The organism is Clostridium novyi NT, from assembly GCF_000014125.1.
In the GTDB taxonomy this organism is placed as follows: Bacteria; Bacillota; Clostridia; order Clostridiales; family Clostridiaceae; genus Clostridium_H; species Clostridium_H novyi.
This window is the reverse complement of record NC_008593.1, coordinates 712,437-734,183: the sequence shown is the minus strand read 5'-3', so window position 1 is coordinate 734,183 and position 21,747 is coordinate 712,437. Positions and strand designations below refer to the sequence as shown.

General features: G+C 26.7%; 16 protein-coding genes. 2 read left to right on the top strand and 14 right to left on the bottom strand.

Annotated elements, in window-relative coordinates:
• Position 1: 1 nt before the first annotated feature.
• The 4 genes from NT01CX_RS03365 to NT01CX_RS12140 all read right to left on the bottom strand — a co-directional run bounded on the left by NT01CX_RS03365 (position 2) and on the right by NT01CX_RS12140 (position 4,921).
• Entirely contained in the window at positions 2-400 is a 399-nt protein-coding gene (locus NT01CX_RS03365) for a hypothetical protein (RefSeq protein ID WP_011721635.1), read from the bottom strand.
• A 78-nt stretch (positions 401-478) separates the two neighbouring features.
• Positions 479-1,027: a sigma-70 family RNA polymerase sigma factor gene (locus NT01CX_RS03360; protein ID WP_011721634.1), complete on the bottom strand. Its 549-nt coding sequence runs from the start codon at positions 1,025-1,027 to the stop codon at positions 479-481.
• A 164-nt stretch (positions 1,028-1,191) separates the two neighbouring features.
• Positions 1,192-2,379: a transglutaminase domain-containing protein gene (locus NT01CX_RS03355; RefSeq protein ID WP_011721633.1), complete on the bottom strand. Its 1,188-nt coding sequence runs from the start codon at positions 2,377-2,379 to the stop codon at positions 1,192-1,194.
• 205 nt (positions 2,380-2,584) lie between these two features.
• Complete coding sequence (locus NT01CX_RS12140; protein ID WP_052294509.1) at positions 2,585-4,921, bottom strand: hypothetical protein; 2,337 nt, start codon at positions 4,919-4,921, stop codon at positions 2,585-2,587.
• A 222-nt stretch (positions 4,922-5,143) separates the two neighbouring features.
• On the opposite strand from NT01CX_RS12140, the gene NT01CX_RS03345 reads away from it, so the two are divergent.
• Positions 5,144-6,316, top strand: a complete 1,173-nt coding sequence (locus tag NT01CX_RS03345) for an iron-containing alcohol dehydrogenase (protein WP_011721631.1) — start codon at positions 5,144-5,146, stop codon at positions 6,314-6,316.
• A gap of 133 nt (positions 6,317-6,449) precedes the next feature.
• Here the strand turns inward: NT01CX_RS03345 and NT01CX_RS03340 are convergent, their stop codons facing one another.
• The gene (locus NT01CX_RS03340) at positions 6,450-9,056 is read right to left on the bottom strand and encodes an immunoglobulin-like domain-containing protein (RefSeq protein ID WP_011721630.1); all 2,607 of its coding nucleotides are present in this window, start codon (positions 9,054-9,056) and stop codon (positions 6,450-6,452) included.
• A 279-nt stretch (positions 9,057-9,335) separates the two neighbouring features.
• Between NT01CX_RS03340 and galU the strand changes: the two genes are divergently transcribed.
• Positions 9,336-10,211, top strand: coding sequence for a UTP--glucose-1-phosphate uridylyltransferase GalU (gene galU, locus NT01CX_RS03335; protein ID WP_039227378.1), 876 nt, complete (start codon positions 9,336-9,338; stop codon positions 10,209-10,211).
• A 69-nt stretch (positions 10,212-10,280) separates the two neighbouring features.
• Here the strand turns inward: galU and NT01CX_RS03330 are convergent, their stop codons facing one another.
• The 9 genes from NT01CX_RS03330 to NT01CX_RS03290 form a co-directional block, all read right to left on the bottom strand.
• Positions 10,281-11,720: an IS1182-like element ISCno1 family transposase gene (locus NT01CX_RS03330; protein ID WP_011721628.1), complete on the bottom strand. Its 1,440-nt coding sequence runs from the start codon at positions 11,718-11,720 to the stop codon at positions 10,281-10,283.
• A 161-nt stretch (positions 11,721-11,881) separates the two neighbouring features.
• A complete protein-coding gene (locus tag NT01CX_RS03325) occupies positions 11,882-12,871 on the bottom strand; it encodes a hypothetical protein (RefSeq protein WP_039243379.1) in 990 nt (329 codons plus the stop codon).
• A gap of 140 nt (positions 12,872-13,011) precedes the next feature.
• Positions 13,012-13,458, bottom strand: a complete 447-nt coding sequence (locus NT01CX_RS03320; protein WP_011721626.1) for a VanZ family protein — start codon at positions 13,456-13,458, stop codon at positions 13,012-13,014.
• A gap of 14 nt (positions 13,459-13,472) precedes the next feature.
• The gene (gene galE / locus NT01CX_RS03315; protein ID WP_011721625.1) at positions 13,473-14,444 is read right to left on the bottom strand and encodes a UDP-glucose 4-epimerase GalE; all 972 of its coding nucleotides are present in this window, start codon (positions 14,442-14,444) and stop codon (positions 13,473-13,475) included.
• 45 nt (positions 14,445-14,489) lie between these two features.
• Entirely contained in the window at positions 14,490-16,664 is a 2,175-nt protein-coding gene (locus NT01CX_RS03310) for a heparinase II/III family protein (RefSeq protein WP_011721624.1), read from the bottom strand.
• Between the two features lie 9 nt (positions 16,665-16,673).
• Positions 16,674-17,903 carry an oligosaccharide flippase family protein gene (locus NT01CX_RS03305; RefSeq protein WP_011721623.1) on the bottom strand — a complete coding sequence of 410 codons (1,230 nt, stop codon included), beginning with the start codon at positions 17,901-17,903 and terminating at the stop codon, positions 16,674-16,676.
• A complete protein-coding gene (locus tag NT01CX_RS03300; protein WP_141640008.1) occupies positions 17,887-18,981 on the bottom strand; it encodes a CapA family protein in 1,095 nt (364 codons plus the stop codon). Before NT01CX_RS03300 ends, NT01CX_RS03305 begins: the two co-directional genes overlap by 17 nt.
• Before the next feature lie 37 nt (positions 18,982-19,018).
• Entirely contained in the window at positions 19,019-20,392 is a 1,374-nt protein-coding gene (locus tag NT01CX_RS03295; RefSeq protein ID WP_011721621.1) for a phenylacetate--CoA ligase family protein, read from the bottom strand.
• Positions 20,389-21,741, bottom strand: coding sequence for an O-antigen ligase family protein (locus NT01CX_RS03290; protein ID WP_011721620.1), 1,353 nt, complete (start codon positions 21,739-21,741; stop codon positions 20,389-20,391). The genes NT01CX_RS03295 and NT01CX_RS03290 overlap by 4 nt, the downstream gene beginning before the upstream one ends.
• Between the last annotated feature and the right edge of the window lie 6 nt (positions 21,742-21,747).

The window sequence follows — 21,747 nt, the reverse complement described above, 5'->3', positions numbered from 1 at the left end:
ATTATTTGTCTATTAATACATTTGCTAGATTCTTTCCATTTTGAACAACTTGTACATTTATCTTCATTCCTTTATATTCTTCTTGAAGATTTTTATATTCCTTTTTTAATTCTTTAGCATATTTATTTGCAAGGTCTTGTGCCTTCTTTTTAGCTTCCTTTTCTGGAACATCTTTTTTCATTATAACTGCCCCAATAATAGTATCTCCTGATATATATACTTTATTTCCACTTACTATTTTTTCTTTTTGTATTTTTTTAGTCATAGCTGTATCTTCAACCTTTTGTTTTGCATCTTTAGGACGCTCTACAGGCTTTGGCTTACCACAACCAGCAAGAGATGCTGTTATTGCCATTATTGAAATTACAGATAGTACTTTTTTTAATGATTTATGTTTCATAAAATCCCTCCACAGTATTATTTTTCTTGTACAGTATAATACTATATCACAAAAAATAAAAGGTATCATTTTAATGAATTATTTCATATATTTTTTTATTTTATTTAAAATAGATTTTTTTCTCTTTTGAAGCGTTCCATATTTTATTCCCTTTATTTTGCTATATTCTCTCATGGCGCCATGTCCATTGCTATAACAATATAAAATAAGTTCTCTTTCTTCACTGGATAGCTTCTTTAAGGCTTGTCTTAATCTTTTTATCTCAAAGTTCTTTAAAACTTCATTTTCTATATCTTCTTCATTTGTATATTCAAATCCTTCTTCTATTGATTTTTCATAACTAACATCATAATTTTCTTTTACTTTTCCTCTGATTTTATAATAGTAATTATTTTTTATAGAATTACAAACATAAGCAGTAAATGGAGTTTTACTATCTAAATCATACTTTTCAATTGCTTTTATTACACTTACATAGCCAATTTGAATTAAATCTTCTCTATCATATCCCTTTATGTACACACCCTGCATAGTTCTTAATATAAAGGGTCTATATTTTTCTATAAGTATCTTTGTTGCTTCTTCATCTTTAGCCTTACTCTTTTTTATCAATTCTTTTATATTCATAAGGCATCCTCCAAACTCCAGTTCTTGAACATAAGTTCTGAATATAATTATATATAAACATAAGTTCGTTGTAAAGTTTTTTATGGAAATATATTCAAATTACGTAAAAAAGGAACTATTTTAGAGGTATTCTAAAATAGTTCCTTTTAATTTTATATATTTAATTATAACCAGTTAAAATTAACTCTAATGTAAGAACCTGAGCTTGAAACATTCATTCCAAATCCATATATATTGTTATGTTGTGCAATTATTTGAATTCTTCTCATTAGATCATTTAATCCTATATTTACATTTTTCATTTTTAAACATAAACTTCCATCACGATTTTCTAAAGCTTTAAGTATTTCTGCGTGTAACTCATCTGAAGTTGTAAAATTAACAAAAAGTTTTCCATCAGCTGTGTATTCAGGAACATTAAGATTGTCAAATGAATATTTAGTTGCTGTGCAGCTTGGATAGTTTCTTGCAACTTCTCCTCTTGCATGATCTCTATTAAATATAGAATCTGGAACATTGAAATATTTATGACTAATTGGAACTAATGCATTTCCCCCTAAATTTCTATCTGATATTGGATCATCCCAAGTTGCATCAAGATTATACCATTGTCCATCTAATTTAACCATGTTCCAAGCATGTCCACCTCTATTACCATGTCCAGTAACATATTTACATTCAATTCCTACAGCATTTAAAAGTTCATACATTGCCTTTGCATAACTTTCACAAACTCCTGTATTTTTTACTAATACTCCATAAGCATTGTGATCTTCTGCTGTAACAACACCACTTCTATAATTTGCAACATTATAATCTGCATTTTTAACAACATAATCATGAAGTGCTAATTCCTTCTGTACATCTGTCATTCCAGGTTTGATAACTTCTCCTATTATTTTTTGAACCTTTGCTTTTACAGCTTGTTTTTCCATTTGCATAACTTCTTTAGTTTGTCTATAACTTATATTTACATTCATAGTCTTCTCTGGAGTATTATAGTATCCGTATATATTTCCACTTACCCCTTTATATCCATAATCTATTTCTGGATGCTCTAAAATAACCTTATTGAAAATATTTAAATTGTAATCTTTATTATTATAATCTGCAATTTTTATAGTTACATTAGTTTCAAAATTTTCTAAAGCACTCTTAACCTTGTCATAAAATTCTTCCTTGCTTTTAACTCCATCATTTTCTTTTACGTTTGTAGTTGCTGCTGCTACATTTGGATTTTTATAATCACTATATCTTGTTTCGGCATTAGCATTTGTAGCAAGTCCTCCCGACAATGCAATTCCTAAAATAGTAGCAATTGATAATGTTTTTAATTGTTTTGTATGTTTCATTGTTACCCCTCCTTAAATATTCGCTTATTAATAATATCGTTTTTTCTTTGAAATTTTCAAGATATTTTTGACATTTCTTCTTTAAACAGCACGAAATTTTCATTATTATGTATAATTTTAATAAAAAGATTTAATTTAAACTAAAAAAGTAATTAAATTAATACAAAAGTCCCTAGATTATCTCTAAGGACTTTTTATATTTAAACTATTTTATAATAACTTCTGTTTGATATCTTGATGCTTCTTTTTGTGTCAATATAACATTTGCTTGTTTAACTTCAATGTTATATAACCTTGAAATATTACTTTTTAATGCTTTAGCTATATTTTGAGCAACTTGTTCTACAGTCTCTTTTGCTTCTATTTCTACATTAACTTGTCCTAGTACATTTGAAGTTCCTTTAAGTTTCAAAGTAATATTTATTGTTGTCTTTTCACTTGAAGGTTTTTTTACTACTATTTGAAATTGTTCTTTTACTTCTTCTTTTCCTGGATCACCTGATGTTCTATTATCTTGGATAAACTTAATTTCATCAGTATCCTCTGCAAACTTATCAACATTTTCCTGCGCCCTTTTACAAATGTACCCAATACTAGCACCTTTTTCTTCTACAACCACATATCCTATATCAAAATTCCAATCTTTATGATCTTTAAAAGCTTCTAAAATTTTAGATTTAATCTTTGAACTATCGTCACCTTTTTCAAGTTTTATAACTTTATCTAAAACTTTAATTTCTTGATCTTTGTTTAGTTTATTTTGCTTTTCACCTTTAAATTTAAATCCAAAATGTCCTTCTTGCACTGTAGATGGTTGTACCACTGAACCCTCTTTTATAGATTCTGTTTCAATCAATAAAGTATTTTGCTGATTTTTTATCTTTTCTTTTTCAGATTGTTGATTTTCTGGTTGAATTTGTTTAATTTGACCTTCTTGTTGTTTTTTTTGTTCTTCTTCAACTTGTTTCTGTTTTAAATTTTCTGCTTCCTTATTTACTGGTGCACTTACACTTTCATGAGATTTTTCTCTATTATCTTCATTTTGAGATTTTTCCTCATTTTCAATTGTTACTTTAAGATTAAGCTTATCTGCTATATTGTTTTGTGTTAATACTATTTTATCTTCGTTATTTTCAACAGTGAAACATCTTTTTATTTCTTTATTTGCTTTTAATTCTGTAGCAATTCTTTGAGCCAATATATTTTTAGTTTCGCCACTTTTTACTTCTAATTTAAGTGTTGCAAATGTTTTATTAACAATATCTGATGAAACTTTAATATTTATAGTTTCATTCTTTTTACACTCATCTAAAACTGTAACTGTGCAAACTTCCCTATCTTCTCTAATACCTTTGAATCCATAAGCTTCATTTTTTATATTAAAAAATTCTATTCCATTTCCACTTACAAATAAGTTTCCTACATGATCTTCTGCTTTTTTAGCTTTAAATGTAAGATTAGATTGATAACCTGCTTGCACGTATTTATGTTCCACTTCCCAATGTTCATTGTTTTTAAAATGTTCCTTTATTTTGTCTGCTACTACACTATACTTATCGTCTTTTTTAACTTCTATCTTTTGTCCAGCAACTTCTATTTTGCCATCATTTTCTACAACACCTCTTATAAATACAGTAGTTTCTTGATTTATTGATGGATAACTCTTTTGAGCCACTTGTGTTATTTCACTTTTTAGTTTTACATCTTTTCCTGAAGTTATGGATGCTGGTTTTTCATTTTTTTCAACTACACATTTTTTTCCTTCAGTTATTTTAGGAATCATAGAATTTGTTTTTTCTTCTTTGTTCTTTTCAACTTCTGGTTTCTTTTGTACTTCTTCTTTCTTTTCTTCTGGTTTTACTACTTGATCCACTTTATTTTCTTCTTTATCTTTTACAACTTCTGGTTTCTTTTGTGCTTCTTCTTTCTTTGGCTCTTGATTTACTACTTCTTTTTTTGGTTCTTCTCTTCTTTTACTTGATGAACTTCTGCGTGATGAACTTCCCCCAGAAGATTTAGATGAACTTGTTGTTGACTTACTTGTTACTGTTTCTTCACTTTTTGCTTTATTATCATCATTTTTATTATCTTTGTTTTCATCTTCTTTTTTAGTTAAAACTTCGCTAATTTCATTTTTTTCATTAATTTTAATTTCTTTTACTGAATTTACTTCTATCGCTTTACAATCATCCATCTCTATAATTTTATCTATATTAAAAGTTTTTTTACTATATTTTGCTTCTAAAAAACCTTTTTCTAAAGTTTCATATGGTATAAATCCTTTTTTATCATCTTTAAAAGCATAAAATCCATTACCAGCTTTTAGCTTACTTTTAAAATCTTCATATAATTTTGCTGGTTTATTTATCTTATAATCTAAAAAAGAACTTATTAAATTATTCTGATTATAAGAATATACCTGATCATTTACCTTAATGGCATAATCAGTTACAACTGCATATGCTTCACTTTTTAATCCTGTCATTAACGCTCCACTTATAACTGCTACTGCAAATAATTTTCTAATTTTGTTTTTATTCACTAATAAATCATCTCCTTATTTTTATCATTTTATATAGTACTAAACTACTTATACAATTTATGATTATTTTTCGACTTTTTTTTTATGAACTTTATATATAAATTTTGATTTTCGAACAATTTATTTATAACTTTAAAAATTTACAGTAAATATCATTTATTTTATATAAAACAAAAGTTTATGTTATAATTTATTAAAAGAATTTTTCTAAGGAGGATTTAAATGTTAAACTTTAAATATGATATACCTACTAAAGTTTTCTTCGGCGAAGGACAAATTAAAGTTCTTGGACGTGAACTTAAAAAATACGGAAAAAAAGTGCTTTTAGTTTATGGTGGTGGAAGCATTAAAAGAAGTGGACTTTATGATAATGTTATTTCTATACTAAAAGAAAATGATTTAAGCTATATGGAACTTTCCGGAGTAGAACCAAATCCTCGTATTACAAGTGTTAGAGAAGGGGTTCGTATATGTAAGGAAAACAATATAGATGTTATACTTGCAATTGGTGGTGGAAGTGTTATAGATTGTAGTAAAATCATAGCTGCTGGATATTACTATGACAGTGATCCATGGGATTTTCTTATTGGAAAAGCTAAAATCAAAGATGCTCTACCTCTTGCAACAATTCTGACCCTTGCTGCAACAGGTTCTGAAATGGATAAAGGCGCTGTTATAAGTAACCTTGAAACAAATCAAAAACTATCTACTGGAAGCTCAAAAACTGCTCCTAGATTTTCTATATTAGATCCAACTTATACTTACACAGTTCCAAAACATCAAACTGCTGCTGGAACTATAGATATTATGAGCCATATATTTGAAGTGTATTTTTCTCCAACTAAAGGTGCATTTATACAAGATAGATTTGCTGAAGGACTTTTAAAGACAGTGTTCCACTATGGTCCAATAGCCTTCAATGAACCTACAAACTATGAGGCTCGTGCAAACTTAATGTGGGCATCTAGTCTTGCAATTAATGACCTTATTGAATACGGCAAAGACAGTAACTGGGCTGTTCACGCTATGGAACATGAACTAAGTGCATATTTTGACATTACTCATGGGGTAGGACTTGGAATATTAACTCCAGTTTGGATGGAATATATATTAAACGATAATACTGTAGATGATATTGCAACTTATGGAATAAATGTTTGGAACTTACCTTTAAATGAAGATAAGTATGTAACTGCAAAAGGAGCCATTAACTGTACTCGTAACTTTATAAAATCACTTGAAATTCCAATGTCCTTAAGAGAAGTTGGAATAAAAGAAGATAAACTTTCTGAAATGGCACACATGTGCATTGAAAATCATGGTGGAAAAACAACTGGAACATATCCTCCACTAACTGAGGAAGATGTTTTAAATATTTATAAGAGAGCGTTTTAGATATACATTTTTATATACTCTAAGAGTAGATTATTTTAATTCTAAACTAATTAAAAAAATAATTTTTTAAAAGCATAACAAAAAGCTATTAGAAAAATTATTCTAATAGCTTTTTAAATAAAAAACTTAAATCCTATCTTAGTTTAAATACACAATATGCATGACTTGAATCTGTAGGATTAACTCCATAACTGCTATATATATTTCCATCTAAAATTTTTCCTAGCATATTCATTAAATCTTGTTGGGTCATAGAAAATCCTTTAAATCTTACATACACTTCAGTTTTTCTATTTTTCATTACTTCTTTAAATACTCTTATAAGTTCATCTCTACTTGTTACTTTAGGTACTTTTGTTCCATCATTCATAAATTCATCTACATCGAGATTGTCATAGGAATATTTAGTTCCATTAGCTACTGGGTAATTATTTTGTTCAAAATCTCCTCTTATATGATCTTTATTAAATACTGAATCAGGTACATTAAAGTATGTATGAATAACAGGAGATACTATAGCTTCATTGTCACTTCTTCCTACTCTATCTGAAACTGGATCATCCCATGTTGCATCTAAGTTATACCACTCATTATCGAGCTTAACCATATTCCAAGCATGTCCACCACCTTTACCTCCATTAGGATTCCTTTTATATCCTGTTGCATACTTGCACTCTATTCCAACTTCATTTAATAATAAATGCATTGCTTTTGCATAACTTTCACATACACCTTTTCCTAAAACTAGTACACCATAAGCACTATGATCTTCTAAATCTGCTGGATTCTTATTAAGTCCAGCCATATTATAATCAGCATGTTTAACTACATAGTCATGTAATGCTAATTCCTTCTCTACATCACTCATGCCTGGTTTTATAACTTCTTTAACTATTTTTTTAACAACTTCTTCTGTAGCCTTTTTTTGTCTTTTTACTTCATCTATATCCCTTCTATAATTAAATTTAACTGTCATTTTTACTTTTCCATCAATTACAGTTCCACCACTTGTTTGAACTCCAGGCTTGCCATAATCATTTCCACCTAATTGAACCATAATATTATTGTAATTATTAAAATTATATTTGTTATACTCAGAATAAGGTACAACCGCTTCAAAACTCGGTTTTAATTGATTTAAAGATTCTTTTATAGCTATATCAAAGTTTTCTGGCTTTTTAAACTCTATTGGCTTATCTTCTTTTAATAATTCAACTATTTCTTCTTCTGTTTTTACTTTAGGTTTTTCTTGTGCCTTTACTATAGCTTCAAATTCTTTAGTTGATACCTCTTCACCTTTAGTAAATGTTGCAACTAATTTAACATTTTTGTCTTCACTATCTGCACTTGGTCTTGTAACTGTTCCATCACTTTTTATTGTTGCTTCATCATTAGACTTCCATGAAATCTTAACTCCATTGGAGTCTTCTGTTGATAATGTTAAATTAGCCTTTACATTAGCTAGATCTCCAAGATTCAAGTTATTTTTTGCTTCTTCTATCAATCTATTATTTTCATCTTTAATTCTTTGCTTTTCTTGTTCTTGTTGTCTTTTTAATGCTTCTTCTCTTTCTTTTGCTTCTCTTGCTTCTTTTTCTTTCTTTAATTGTGCTTGTCTTTCTGCCTCTATTTTTGCTAATCTATCCTTTTCTTCTTGCTCTTTCTTTAACTTTTCTTGTTTCTCTACTTCTTGTTGTTGTTTTAACTTTTCTGCTTCTTCTTTTTTCTTTTGCTCTTCTCTTCCTCTAGCTTTCTCTTGGAGTTTTAATTGTCTTGCTTCTTCTTCCTTTTGTACTTTTGCTTGATTTTCTTTTTCTATTTTATTCTTTTCTTCTTCTTGCTGTCTTTTTAGTGCTTCTTCTCTTTCTTTTGCTTCTCTTGCTTCTTTTTCTTTCTTTAATTGTGCTTGTCTTTCTGCCTCTATTTTTGCTAATCTATCCTTTTCTTCTTGCTCTTTCTTTAACTTTTCTTGTTTCTCTACTTCTTGTTGTTGTTTTAACTTTTCTGCTTCTTCTTTTTTCTTTTGCTCTTCTCTTGCTCTAGCTTTCTCTTGGAGTTTTAATTGTCTTGCTTCTTCTTCCTTTTGTATTTTTGCTTGATTTTCTTTTTCTCTATTTCTAGAATTATGCTTTTTCTTATGTCTTTTAGTAGCAGTATATTTATGACTTCCATTTTCTTCAGCTAATATACTAGATTTTTCATTGTTTTCATCGATTTTTTCTATATTATTATCTTTTACACTTGAATTATCCTTATCCTCTAATACATTTTGATTTTGATTTTCTTTAATACTATCAGTAATAGATTCTGGAGTAATATACTTAACATTTCCCTCCACAGTTACTATAGCCTTTTTAGTCCAATTAACTTCTATTATTTTACTTTCTTTAGATTCAGTATACTTTTCAACATTAAATTTAGTATTACTTTCTTTAGACTTTAAATAATTGTTTTCTATATCCTCATATTTTATGTATCCTCTTTTTTTATTATGAAAAGCATAGAAACCATTTGACATTCTTAATTTTATTGAAAAATCACTATACAGTTCAGCTTTGTTTCCGAGTTTATACTGTAAAAAATCATCAACTAATTCAATTTTATTATAGGAATATATTTCTTTTGAAATTTTAATTATATATGAATCTATAGCAGCTTCAGCACTTAGTGGCATACCAATCTGCATCATGCTACCCAATATAGCTCCAATAGATATTACTTTTAATAGTTTTTTATTCATCTAATACTTTCCTCCCAATTGTATTGAAATTTATTAATTTATTATCGATTACACAAAAAAAACTTTATCTAAATTATGGGAAATTATAATGAAACTTAATTTAATCCCATGTACCTCCACCAATGATTTCCCACTAAAAATATAAATTTTTATAAAATACACTATTTTAATACAAATACAATATTTTATGTACTTATAAATATTATTCTTGTAATGGAGAATTCATTCTAAAAATGGTATAATAGTACTTAAATATCCATAAAAAGGCGGTGTTTGACATTGAATGTAAAAAAAGCAATAATTCCGGCAGCAGGCCTTGGTACTAGATTTTTACCTGCAACTAAAGCTCAACCAAAGGAAATGCTACCTATAGTAGATAAACCTACTATTCAATACATAATCGAAGAAGCTGTTGCTTCTGGAATAGAAGAAATATTGATTATAACAGGTAGAAATAAAAGAGCTATAGAAGATCACTTTGATAAATCTATAGAACTTGAATTACAACTTGAAAACACCAATAAAACTGAATTACTTGAAATGGTAAGAGGTATTTCTAATATGGTTGATATTCATTACATAAGACAAAAGGAACCAAAAGGACTTGGACATGCTATTAGTTGCGCTAAAACCTTTGTAGGAAATGAGCCTTTTGCTGTTATGCTTGGAGATGACGTTGTAGATAGTGAAGTACCTTGTTTAAAACAACTTATAAATTGTTACAATGAATATAAAACAAGTATTCTCGGTGTTCAAAAAGTGCCTAAGGAAAATGTATGTAAATATGGAATAGTTGATGGCATTCATATAGAAGATAGAGTATATAAAGTTAAAGGTTTAGTTGAAAAACCATCTATTGAGGAAGCGCCATCAGATATAGCTATTCTTGGAAGATACATAATAACACCTGATATTTTTGATATTTTAGAAAACACTCCTCCTGGAAAAGGTGGAGAAATTCAACTTACTGATGCTCTTGGTATATTAATTCAAAATCAAGCTATGTATTCATATTGTTTTGAAGGAAGAAGATATGATGTTGGTGATAAACTAGGATTTCTTCAAGCTACTGTAGAATTTGCACTTAAAAGAGATGATATAAAAGAGCCTTTCTTAAAATATCTAAAGTCAATAGAGGATACTATTAATAAATAAAAATGAGAACATTCTTGGATGAATGTTCTCAGATTGTTCAAAAAGCCCCCAACAATTGGGGGCTTTTGTTTACGCCAAAATTCTTTTATGCGATAGCATTCGAAAAATATTTATTATGTATGTTAATTTGGAATAAATTTGAATTAATGTACACAAAAAATAATGCGATAGCACCATGGCTATCTTTTTCATATTCTGAACTGCCGCTGTAAGTAGGCACTGCTCAGAAACATTTTTAATTCCTCGCATGCGACAATAACGTAGCCCATGTAATTCTTTTGAATCAGCAAAGCTACGCTCAATCTTTTCTTTACGTCGTTTGTAAATACTTTTACCTTTTTCTGTTTTAGTAAATCTAAAAATTTGATCTTTATAGTCTTCCCAAACATGACGACGTATAGTTCTATTAATGGATTTATCAGATGTTAAGCAATTATTTTTATATTTGCAATAAGCACAATGCTCCGCATTACTTAAATATTCTTTATAACCTTCCCTCGTAGTAGTTCTATATTTTAAAAAGCAATTATTAATACACACATATCCATCTAATTCTTTAACATACTGAAATCTATATTTTGTATATTTTCCTTTAACATGGGGTCCTAAACGGAACCCAAAAACACCTTGATAATTTTTGTCTGAAATTTGTTTACAAATAGGATTCGTAGAATATCCGGCATCTGCTACTAAATATTTTGTATTAAAATTAAACTTTTCTATTTGAGTTTCTATTCTTTTAACATAAGGATCTACATCGTTTATATTCCCGGGAGTAACATGAACGTCTGTTATAATATTATACTTTCCGTCAACAGTTCTATGATCTAAATAAAAAAAGCCTTTAGGTTTTCCATCTCTAACCATATATCCACTGTCTGGATCAGTTGTACTTACTTTTATTTCCTTAGTTTCAGCTATTTTAGTCTTTTTTTTTAGAGGCTTTTTATTATGATTAATTCTATCTTTATTAATGTCATTCTCTAATTCATCAAAGTATTCCTTTGTGGATTTAGTTATTTCTTTTTTAATAAATTTATGTTTATTAGCGTTAGCTTTTAAGTGAGTAGAATCAGTATATAGAATTTTCCCATCAACCAAGTTTCTATTAATAGCTTGAAATACAATATTATCAAATATTTCTTGATGTATATTTGTATTACTAAATCTTTTTGTTCTATTCTGGCTTATAGTGGAATGACTTGGTATTTTATCAGTAAGTCCATATCCTAAAAACCATCTGTAAGCTACATTTACCTGGATTTCTTTTACAAGCTGACGCTCTGAACGTATACCGAATAGGTATCCTATAAAAAGCATTTTAAATAATACAACTGGATCTACTGAAGGTCTTCCATTATCAGGACAATATAAATCCTTAGTTAAATCTCTTATAAATGAAAAGTCTATGTATTTATCTATCTTTCTAAGTATGTGATTTTCAGGTACTAAATTTTCTATATAAACCAGTTCTAATTGATTTTGTTTTCTTTCATTATTAGTAAGCATTTTTCCTCCGTATGAGCCCTAACGGGCTAAAAGATTTATTGTTCTAAAATATATATTCTACATAAACACTAAAAATCCTTTTTGTAATAAATGTAAAAAGGCTGTTGACAAATTATGTTTATCAACAGCCTGAGAACATTCTTGGATGAATGTTCTCATTTTTATTTTCCTAATCTATGTTTTATCTCTTTTGCCTTGGCTACATCTACATAATTAAAAACCTGATTTTTAAATTTTGCCTTTTCTTTTGGAGGTAACGAATCATATATTTCCATTACCTTTTCTACATCTGGCCAATAATTATAAGAAATATTTGCATCTAACTTTGAAATAGTACTATTCATTATAGAAATCATTTGACTTTCTTTTGCTCCTAATGAAGATCTGCTATTATCACTTCTACTTGAAGAATTATTTGACTTATTACTAGCCTTACTATTTAATTTTGCACTAGATGCCTTTTCATTGATTTTGCTTTCTATTGACTTTGAATCTTTGCTATTTAATTTTTCTTCTATTTTCTTTTCCATATCCTTACTTTCAAACTTTTTTACAGCCTTATCTATTCTACCTGCCATCTTCTTTCCACTATCATTTATCTTACCCACAAACTTACCGTTTTCTATATTAGTAATTCTAACTTTTTTTGAAAATAAATTAGCATTAATTATTAACTTATCATCTTCAATATTTAATTTATTGTTATTCATTTTCTTTAGGTAGCTTAAAACTTTTTCTTTTGAAATAGAAATTTTACCTACCTTAAAATCTTCTGGCACATATATTAATTTAGAATCTTTCAATTGAATTTTTCCTTCAGTTGATAACATAAAAGGCAAAGATTTATACTTAACCGGAACTAACATCTTTATTTTATCTTTAGATATATTCGCATTGAAACCTTTTAGAGTTATGTTACCTTTTTTTATTCCTTGATTTAAATAACTTGATACTATTGAATTTAAACTTTCCTCATTTATTTCTAAAGAATCTTTACCCTTAGATGTTTCTAGAAGAATATCTATTAGATTTGCAAAGGACTCTCCACTTGTATACTCTTTATATCCATTTTTTGAAAATAACATATAAGAACATATTCCTATTATTAATATTAGTGCTGAAATTATTACCATTGGTTTTTTATGTTTCATAAATTCACCATCCCTCTTGTAATTTATTATATTTTTATCTTATTCCATTATTATAACTAAAATTCTAAATAACTTCACTAAAATTATAAAAATAATTCCTCCTAAGATAAAACTATACAATTAGTTCTATCTTAGGAGGATTATTTTTCATATTTAGATATTATATATCCTAAAATTCCTACAGTAGCTCCAGCAGTGTCAATGAAAACATCCTTAACCATTCCACTTCTACCTGGTACAAAAGTTTGATGTATTTCATCACTTATTGCATAAATAAAACAAATGAGTAATGCAAAAATTATGCCTTTATATCCCTTTACTCCACTTTTTCTTAAAGCACTTAAAGTTAATATTCCAAGAACTAAATAAATAAAGAAATGAGCATTCTTTCTTACCATATGATGAAATTCTATAATATTAAATTTAGTATTTGGTTTTACTTTTTCTATGGCTTTCACATTAATACTTGTTACTTTTGTGCTAAGTTTATTTGACTGGACTGCTGGCTGAGATGAAAACTTAAAAATAAGTCCCATCCACATAATAACAGTTAACCATAATAAAATTTTGCGCATTTTTTCACTCATAAATATTTTCTCTTTTATTTAAATTTTTTGTGCCAATTCCAGGCTGTTTCTATTATAGTTTCTAATGAATTGTATTTAGGATTCCATCCTAATTCTTTTTTAGCTTTATCACTAGAAGCTATTAATATAGCTGGATCACCTGCTCTTCTTTCTGCTATTTCAGCTTTTATATTACATCCAGTAACTTTTCGTGCCACTTCTACAACTTCTTTAACAGAAAATCCTTTTCCGTTTCCCAAATTATATGTTGCACTTTCTTTGCCTTTCTTTAATCTCTCTAGGGCAAGTATATGAGCATTTGCAAGATCTGTTACATGTATATAATCTCTAATGCATGTTCCGTCTTCTGTTGGATAATCCTCTCCAAAAATCATTATTTTTTCCCTTTTTCCTGATGCTACTTGAAGTATTATTGGAATTAAATGAGTTTCTGGATTATGATTTTCTCCTATTTCTCCACTTATATGAGCACCTGCTGCATTGAAATATCTCAAAGCAGTATACTTTATTCCATATGCTTTATCACACCATTTTAATATCTTTTCTACTGCAAGCTTTGACTCCCCATAAGGATTAGTCGGAAATGTTTTATCACTTTCTAGTATAGGAGTATTTTCAGGTTCTCCATAAGTTGCTGCTGTTGATGAAAATACTATATTCTTAACCCCGTGTCTTTTCATAACATCTAATAAATTTATAACAGATCCTATATTATTCTCAAAATATTTTAGTGGTTCTTCAACGCTTTCTCCCACTAAAGAATAAGCAGCAAAATCTATAACTGAATCTATATTGTTTTCAGTAAATACTCTGTCTAGTATTTTACTATCTCTTAAATCCCCTTCATAAAACTTACCACCTAGAACTGCTTCTCTATGCCCTTTTTCTAGGTTATCTAAAACTACTATATCTTGTCCATTTTGTAAAAGTTCTGCTACTGTATGACTTCCTATGTAACCAGCTCCTCCACAAATTAGTGTTGACATATTGATTACCTCCGTTTTGTATTTATTTCCTATTAATTAAATCACTTACTTCTTAACAAGTTTTCCGTATCCATTAGAATATATTTTGCCATAGTTAAAGTTTTGATAAAAATCGTAATTGCAAGAGTCTTTTATTACAAGCTTATCTGATAATATATTAAATTCTCTTACTATATGAACATCTCTATAAATAAGATATAGCTTTACACTATTAGAACTATAGTCCAATACATAGCACTTAGTTTCATTTTTCATAGAAAATGCATTAATAAAGGTATTTTGTTCCTCTTCCTTAATTATAGGTACATTATGAACTTTTATACTTCTAAACTTATCCCTTTTTTTAGGAAAAGGTGTATAAAGATACGTTCCTGGATCAACTATAATGTCTTTTCCTCCTAAATTTAGTTCAAAAGAAAGTTTATCATTATGAGCATGTCCTCCATTACCACATTGTCCGTTTTCCCCAGCCATAATACATAAATAAAACTCTTTTGATTTGTATAAGTATAACCCAAAGTTAGGATAATATATACTTTTTAATTTACTTATGTCTATACAATCATTATTATATTCTTTGAAATTTATTTCTTTAACTTTAACATAATCTAACTTAGGTATACTGCCTTTATATAAGTTTAACTTACTATGTTCCTCTACTTGAAAATCTATAGATATCCCTTTTGATAAAGACTTAACTATATTATATTCTATTGGATACTTATTATAGTATTCTTCAAATTCATTACTTGAAAAAAGTCCTCCTACTGCTGCAATAAAACTCTCTTGGTTTAATATATGTTCATCCCAATACTTATTTTCTCCATCTATACCATTGTAATTTTTTAAATTTAAGTATTTATTTTTTAATTCTCTTAAACTTAAAAATTCTCCTACAGGTGTAAATTTAAAAAATCTACCACTATCATTGTCACCTATTTGAGGTATATCATTATTTTCTTTAGTAATGTCTTTTGTAAATTTTGCAGCCTTATACAATCTTTCTAAATACCACTTCGGAAAAAATTCTTTATTTTCTAAATTATATAGTTGCTTTTCAAATGATAATAATCTCTTTATTAATTTATGATTGTAATTTTTTAAAGCATATTTTTTATCAGTATTTAATATTCCATATATAAGAGCCGTACTATATACCATAAGCTCCCCACTTAATCTATGATAACTTGTTGAAGCTTCAAAATTACTTCCATCTTCATAAAATTGATAATTCATCTCATTAATAATTTCTTGAACTGAAAATACAAGCCATGAATCCGTTTCTTCATTTCCATCTAAGTAAGCTGAAACAAATAATAATCCACAAATATCAGATAAATAGTGATTTCCTCTAATTTTTTCATACCATTCTAAATTATTTACTATAAACTTTCCGTGATCATAAACACTATTTGTAAAAATGCTTTTAAATTCTTCTCCTAATATATTATTTTCATCTATTTGAGAAAATATATCATAAGCTAAAAGCATATTTGATACTCTAATAGCTACATCCATAGTACATGTCCAGTTACATCCCATCCGTGGTGGATTCATTGCTATAAAATCAAGAACTTGATTTTTAAATTCTTTAATTAACTTATCTTTTAAGTCCTTAAAATTAACTGCACCTATAGCCATCTGTGGAAGATGTTGCATTCTAGATAATTCCCATGGAACTTTTATATCTACTCCTAAATCTTTTCCGATGGGTTGATCTTTATACCATCTCTTAGCACTATATCTATACCCACTTTTAAAATCCAATTGCCAATCTATGTACTCATACTCTTTACCTACTAATTTTAATATTTCTTTTGAATAAGTTATATGTAATGGCAACAATACTTTGTTAAGCCAATCCATGTTTTCTTTAAAATCATCTATGTTAAGTGACATAGAATAATTTTTATCTAGCACACCTATAGAATTTAATTTATAGTCTACTTTAATAAATCCACTACCTAGTAAGTCAAATTCATGAGATAGGTATTTATTGCATAAACTTCTTAGACTATTTAAATGATTATAATGTTTTATTACGGAATTGACCAATAAGTATGTATTATTTATTGATACATTCTTATCTGTAGTTCTAGTTTCTTTATTTAAATCTTTTTGTTTTAATAAAGTATTAGTAGATTTATTTATTATCTTTTTTAAAACCTTAGTGCAAATTTGTTTTAAGGTTAGATTTTTAAATTTATATAATATATCCATAAAATTATATTACTCCTTAAGTGTAGCTACTTCTTTACTACTTTCTAGCTCATCTACTGCCTTTTTATAATAATATACATGAGCTATATCATCTACCACTAAGCTTAATATAGTAGCCCAAATAGCTCCAATCATTTTATATCTAGGTATAAATAGAAAGTTAAACACTATATTAAATATAGTTAATATAAAAGCAGTATTTCGTAGATACTTCCCAAACCCCTTTACTGCTAAAAAATTATTATATGGTATAAAAAATCCTCTAAAAAAAGCTAATACTGCAAACCATATAAAGTTATCTGATATATACTTATACTTTAATCCAAACATAAGCATAAATATATATTTACCGATGGATATAAATAAAATTCCTACTCCAACTAACCATACAATATTTCCATAAATAATCTTTTTATCTAGCTTATTTTTTTTTGCAATATCACGAAATAATACAGACATTATTGAATCAGCAAACATAGTAATAGGATTTATACAACTTAAACCTAAATTATAAAATCCAACATATTTTACTTGTGAATATACTTTTATCATAATTTTATCTAAATCATATACTCCCATACTTGACACTCTTCCTAAATAAACATGGAAACCATACTCTTTTACTTTATCTATTAACAATGTCATATAAGATTTTATCTCTTTAAAGTTAGGCTTTAAATAATAAAAATAAATTATATTTGTATAGATAAAGTAACATAAAAAATAAATTATCAAATAATTTATATACGTAGTTTTAAATAAAATATATAAAATACATATAGTAATATTAATTAAAAAATTATTGAGAACCAATATTTTTACTCTCTTTAATGCAGTTACTATTCTATTTAATAGATCATTTATTATAATAGCATGAGAAAATAATATTAATAAAAAATTTATTTTTAATTCCTTATTATATGCTGCAAACACATAAAAAATAATGCAATATACAACGGAAAATATTATATTCGTTAAATAACCTAATCCACACAAGTTCTTATTTTTATAGTTATCATCACTATTTACAATTAAATTCATTAATGCATCATTAAATCCAAATCCAATAAATAGTGATATATACGCAGAAATAGAAATTACATAGGAATATTTGCCAAATAAATCAGTATCACAAATATTTTTTGTAGCCATATATGTAATTAAAAAACTTAATATGGCATTAATTACTTTAGATAAATACACTATACCTATAGACATATAATTATGATATCTTTTCATAATTTTTCTCCTTAATTCTGAACATCTTATTAAATAAGTACACAAAAAACATAGTGATTACTTTCTTAGTTATACACCATCTAATAAATTTCAAATATAAATTCTTTTCTTTTTTTAATTTTCTTAACCTCCACGCACTAAAACTATCTGAGAAAAAATTTTCTACGACTTCACAATAAAAATTAATCCAAGTACAATTTTCTAAATAATATTTATTTAAACTTACAATTTTTTTATAATTGTTATGTTCATCATTAATTTTTTTCAATACATTAGGTATCGTATTTTTAATGATAACGGGAATCAATTTATAATTTATTTTTCTCGACTTATCTACAAATACTTGTATTATATGAGAATATTTATCATCTATATCCGATGTAATAATTTGAAAATTTCCCAAAGAGTAAATAATTAACGAACCTTTATATTCTTCAATAGCTTGTATAACATGTGGGTGATGACCTATTATAATATCTGCCCCTAGATCAACTAATTTATGTGCTATATTAACTTGTCTAGGACTTTGACATAAAGACAATTCTTCCCCCCAATGTAAGTGTAGTATTACTAAATCAGCTATTTTTTTTGCATATATAACTTTATCGTATATATTCTTTATAGGTGTTAATCCAATATTATTTACCGATACATTATCACCATTATAAGCTCCAATAAAAGCTATTTTAATATTATTAATATTAACACAAGTAATACCTTGTTCTATATCTAGATTTGAAGAATACCCTGTATAATATATATTACTCTTGTTTAAATTCTCAATAGTATCTATAAAGCATTCTTCTCCATAATCAAAAATATGATTGTTAGCTATATTACAAATTATTGGACAATTTATACTATTTTTTAATGCATATAAATTATCATAATCAGTTTTAAAATTAAATGCTTTATTCCTTTTTTTTCCCTCTAATCCCGAAACAGTAGTTTCTAAATTAAATGTTATAAAATCATTTGTATTTAATATTTTACAAATATCTTTAAAATTTAGTGAATCTATAAATTTATTTTCTAGTAAGCAATCTCCAAATGCCATGAACTTAAAAGCACTTTCCAATTAAATAGCCCTCCCAAAATATAATTTATCTTTATGCTTAAATATTTTGTATTAAATATTTAAACTTGCCTCTTTTTGTTCTTTCTATATAGCCTACCTTTCTTGCTTCTATATGAATTTGTGGATAATACTTTATAAACACTTCCTTTATTTTATTTAAATCATACAGATCATTAACGTCCTTAAAATTTATATTTAATATAACTTTACCAGGCTCATTCTGTATGTATTGATATGCCCATATTCTATCTTTACATTGCCATAATGGATAATCAGCCCAGGTAAACGTTACTTTATTTTTATATAAATCTACAAAATATTCTTGTTTTCTCCCATCAATTTTCTTTATTAACTTATAATTTCTTCCGCAAGAACACTTTTCATTTGTATTTACTGCTATATCACATGTTTTGTACCTTATAAATGGAACTACATAGTTATTAAATCCTGTTGCAACTACTTCACCTAACCCATTTTCATTAGTTACTTCATTTCCATCGTCATCTATTAACTCCATATATCCATACTCACTTTGTATATGATAGTAGTTGTTTTTTTCACATTCCCCTCCTATACAAGCATGTTCTGTATGTCCATAAAAACTATAAACTCTAACCCCAAATGCATTCTCTATATCTTTTCTTTGATTTTTATAAATATTTTCTGAAGCACATATTATAGATTTTAAATTTTTACAATTAATTCTTCTATTTGTTTCATTTATATACTTTGATAATATAATTATAGATGAAGGATAGGCTTGTATGAAATCAGGGTCAAATTTTTCTATTAAATCTATATATTTATCCATGTTTTCTTCTGTTAACTTAAAAGATGATAAAATTAAATCTCTATTTTTATATTCATATATACCTTTATCAGGTACGTTACCTCTTAAAATTACACATCTATTGACTCTTCTTACATCATATCCTACTCTACTCCACATATGTGCTATAAAGGCCCATTCTCTAGCTTTATCATATTTAGGATCAATGTAAAATCCCATCGGAATTCCTGTGGACCCCCCTGTTGTTGCATAACTAAGTTTATTCTTATCAAACTTAGTAGATATTAAATCCTGTAAATTATCTTGTATTATCTGCTTTGTCAAATAAGGTATCTTTTTAATATCACTAAAATCCTGTATTTGTTTATAATTAATACCATATTCATTAAATAAACTTGTATAATAAGGTACTGTTTCATATGAATGTTTTATTATTTTTTGAAACTGTAAGATCTGATACTCTTTCTGTTTTTGTTTATCCCACCATTGAGATTCATTTAAAAAATTATATATTTGTCTTAACGTTTTTCCATATATAACATAATCAGGTATACTACCATATATATATCTTAAAGGTGTTTGAATAATTTTGGGAGTTTTTTTAAAAACATTTTTTATCATTTATTCCCTCCATTTTTTTGATATTTTTGCTTTTTTATATAAAAATTGCATATTCCTATTAATATCCAATATTCTAAATATGAAAAACTATCTTTATTACATCCGGACAATAATACACCTATTGAACATACTATTAAAATAATATTATTAATATTATCCGATTTTTTTAAAATATCAATTATATTTTTCAGTAAGTTTATCCATATATATCCCCATATCACCAATCCAATAATACCTAATTCGCAAAAAATTCTACAATATATGTTGTGAGTTGCCGGCCAAATATTCGATATTAAAACAGTATATAACTCATCATTTATAGGATAATTTTTTATAATATCTTTAAAATAAAATGCATATTGTCCCAATCCCACACCAAACACAAAATTATTAATTCCTAAATCTAAAGAAATTTTTTGTGAAGTAAACCTAGTAATATTAGATATATTATTTTTGTCTAGTAAAGATATTAAATTATTACTTAAATCCAATTTATATATAACTAAAATTATTATAAATATTGATATCAAAATTATACTATGAGTTGCATATATTTTTTTATAAATAGATTTTGAATGTTGTTTTAAATATAATACATTAAATATTATAAATTCAATTGCAATAACTATATATCCTGTTCTAGAATACGTATACGCTATTGTGAGCAATATATATATATTTAATAAAATGTACTTTAAATTATGTTTTTCAGTAAACACATAACTTAAAGTCCATGGGAAAATAAATGCTATATACATAGAATACCAAGATGCCTCTCCAGAAACAGATCTTAATTTATAATACTGGGAAAACCCCCATTCTTTGCCTCTTATTATCTCTCCAATAAAGTCCATATAATTACTTATATAATCTATTCTAAATCCTAATCTTAAAATTTCTATAAAAGCATATATTCCTGGTATAATAAATGATATTGTAATAATTTTTCTTATATAAAACATATCAGTTTTGTACTTATTTAGCATTAAATATATAAAATTTGAAACTAAAATACAAAATATTAATATAAATAAACTCAAAATAAATCTTTCTACTCCAGTTCTATTTTTATAAACATTGTCCAATATATTATTTAAATTGAAAATTGCTGATATTAAAGTCCAAATTAAAAATATAAATATTATTTTAAAACTTTTACTATTAATAAATGTTATTTTTTTATTTGAAATTATCTTTAAGTAAAATATTAACATCCCAATTAATAATGGATAAAATGCTCCTTCACTAGAAATTTCACCAAATACTTTTCTTAGATATGGTAAATCATTAAATGGTAATAAAATTATTGCTAAAATTATAAATAAATTCAGTTTCTTATCACGTAGCATATTTTC

Bases quoted from the DNA above. Each gene is read 5' to 3' on its own strand.
- NT01CX_RS03360 (WP_011721634.1), bottom strand. From the start codon at position 1,027: ATGAATATAAAAGAATTGATAAAAAAGAGTAAGGCTAAAGATGAAGAA.
- NT01CX_RS03365 (WP_011721635.1), bottom strand. From the start codon at position 400: ATGAAACATAAATCATTAAAAAAAGTACTATCTGTAATTTCAATAATG.
- NT01CX_RS03305 (WP_011721623.1), bottom strand. From the start codon at position 17,903: ATGAAAAGATATCATAATTATATGTCTATAGGTATAGTGTATTTATCT.
- NT01CX_RS03340 (WP_011721630.1), bottom strand. From the start codon at position 9,056: ATGAATAAAAAACTATTAAAAGTAATATCTATTGGAGCTATATTGGGT.
- NT01CX_RS03295 (WP_011721621.1), bottom strand. From the start codon at position 20,392: ATGATAAAAAATGTTTTTAAAAAAACTCCCAAAATTATTCAAACACCT.
- NT01CX_RS03330 (WP_011721628.1), bottom strand. From the start codon at position 11,720: ATGCTTACTAATAATGAAAGAAAACAAAATCAATTAGAACTGGTTTAT.
- NT01CX_RS03355 (WP_011721633.1), bottom strand. From the start codon at position 2,379: ATGAAACATACAAAACAATTAAAAACATTATCAATTGCTACTATTTTA.
- NT01CX_RS03310 (WP_011721624.1), bottom strand. From the start codon at position 16,664: ATGGATATATTATATAAATTTAAAAATCTAACCTTAAAACAAATTTGC.
- NT01CX_RS03320 (WP_011721626.1), bottom strand. From the start codon at position 13,458: ATGAGTGAAAAAATGCGCAAAATTTTATTATGGTTAACTGTTATTATG.
- NT01CX_RS03325 (WP_039243379.1), bottom strand. From the start codon at position 12,871: ATGAAACATAAAAAACCAATGGTAATAATTTCAGCACTAATATTAATA.
- NT01CX_RS03345 (WP_011721631.1), top strand. From the start codon at position 5,144: ATGTTAAACTTTAAATATGATATACCTACTAAAGTTTTCTTCGGCGAA.
- NT01CX_RS03290 (WP_011721620.1), bottom strand. From the start codon at position 21,741: ATGCTACGTGATAAGAAACTGAATTTATTTATAATTTTAGCAATAATT.
- galE (WP_011721625.1), bottom strand. From the start codon at position 14,444: ATGTCAACACTAATTTGTGGAGGAGCTGGTTACATAGGAAGTCATACA.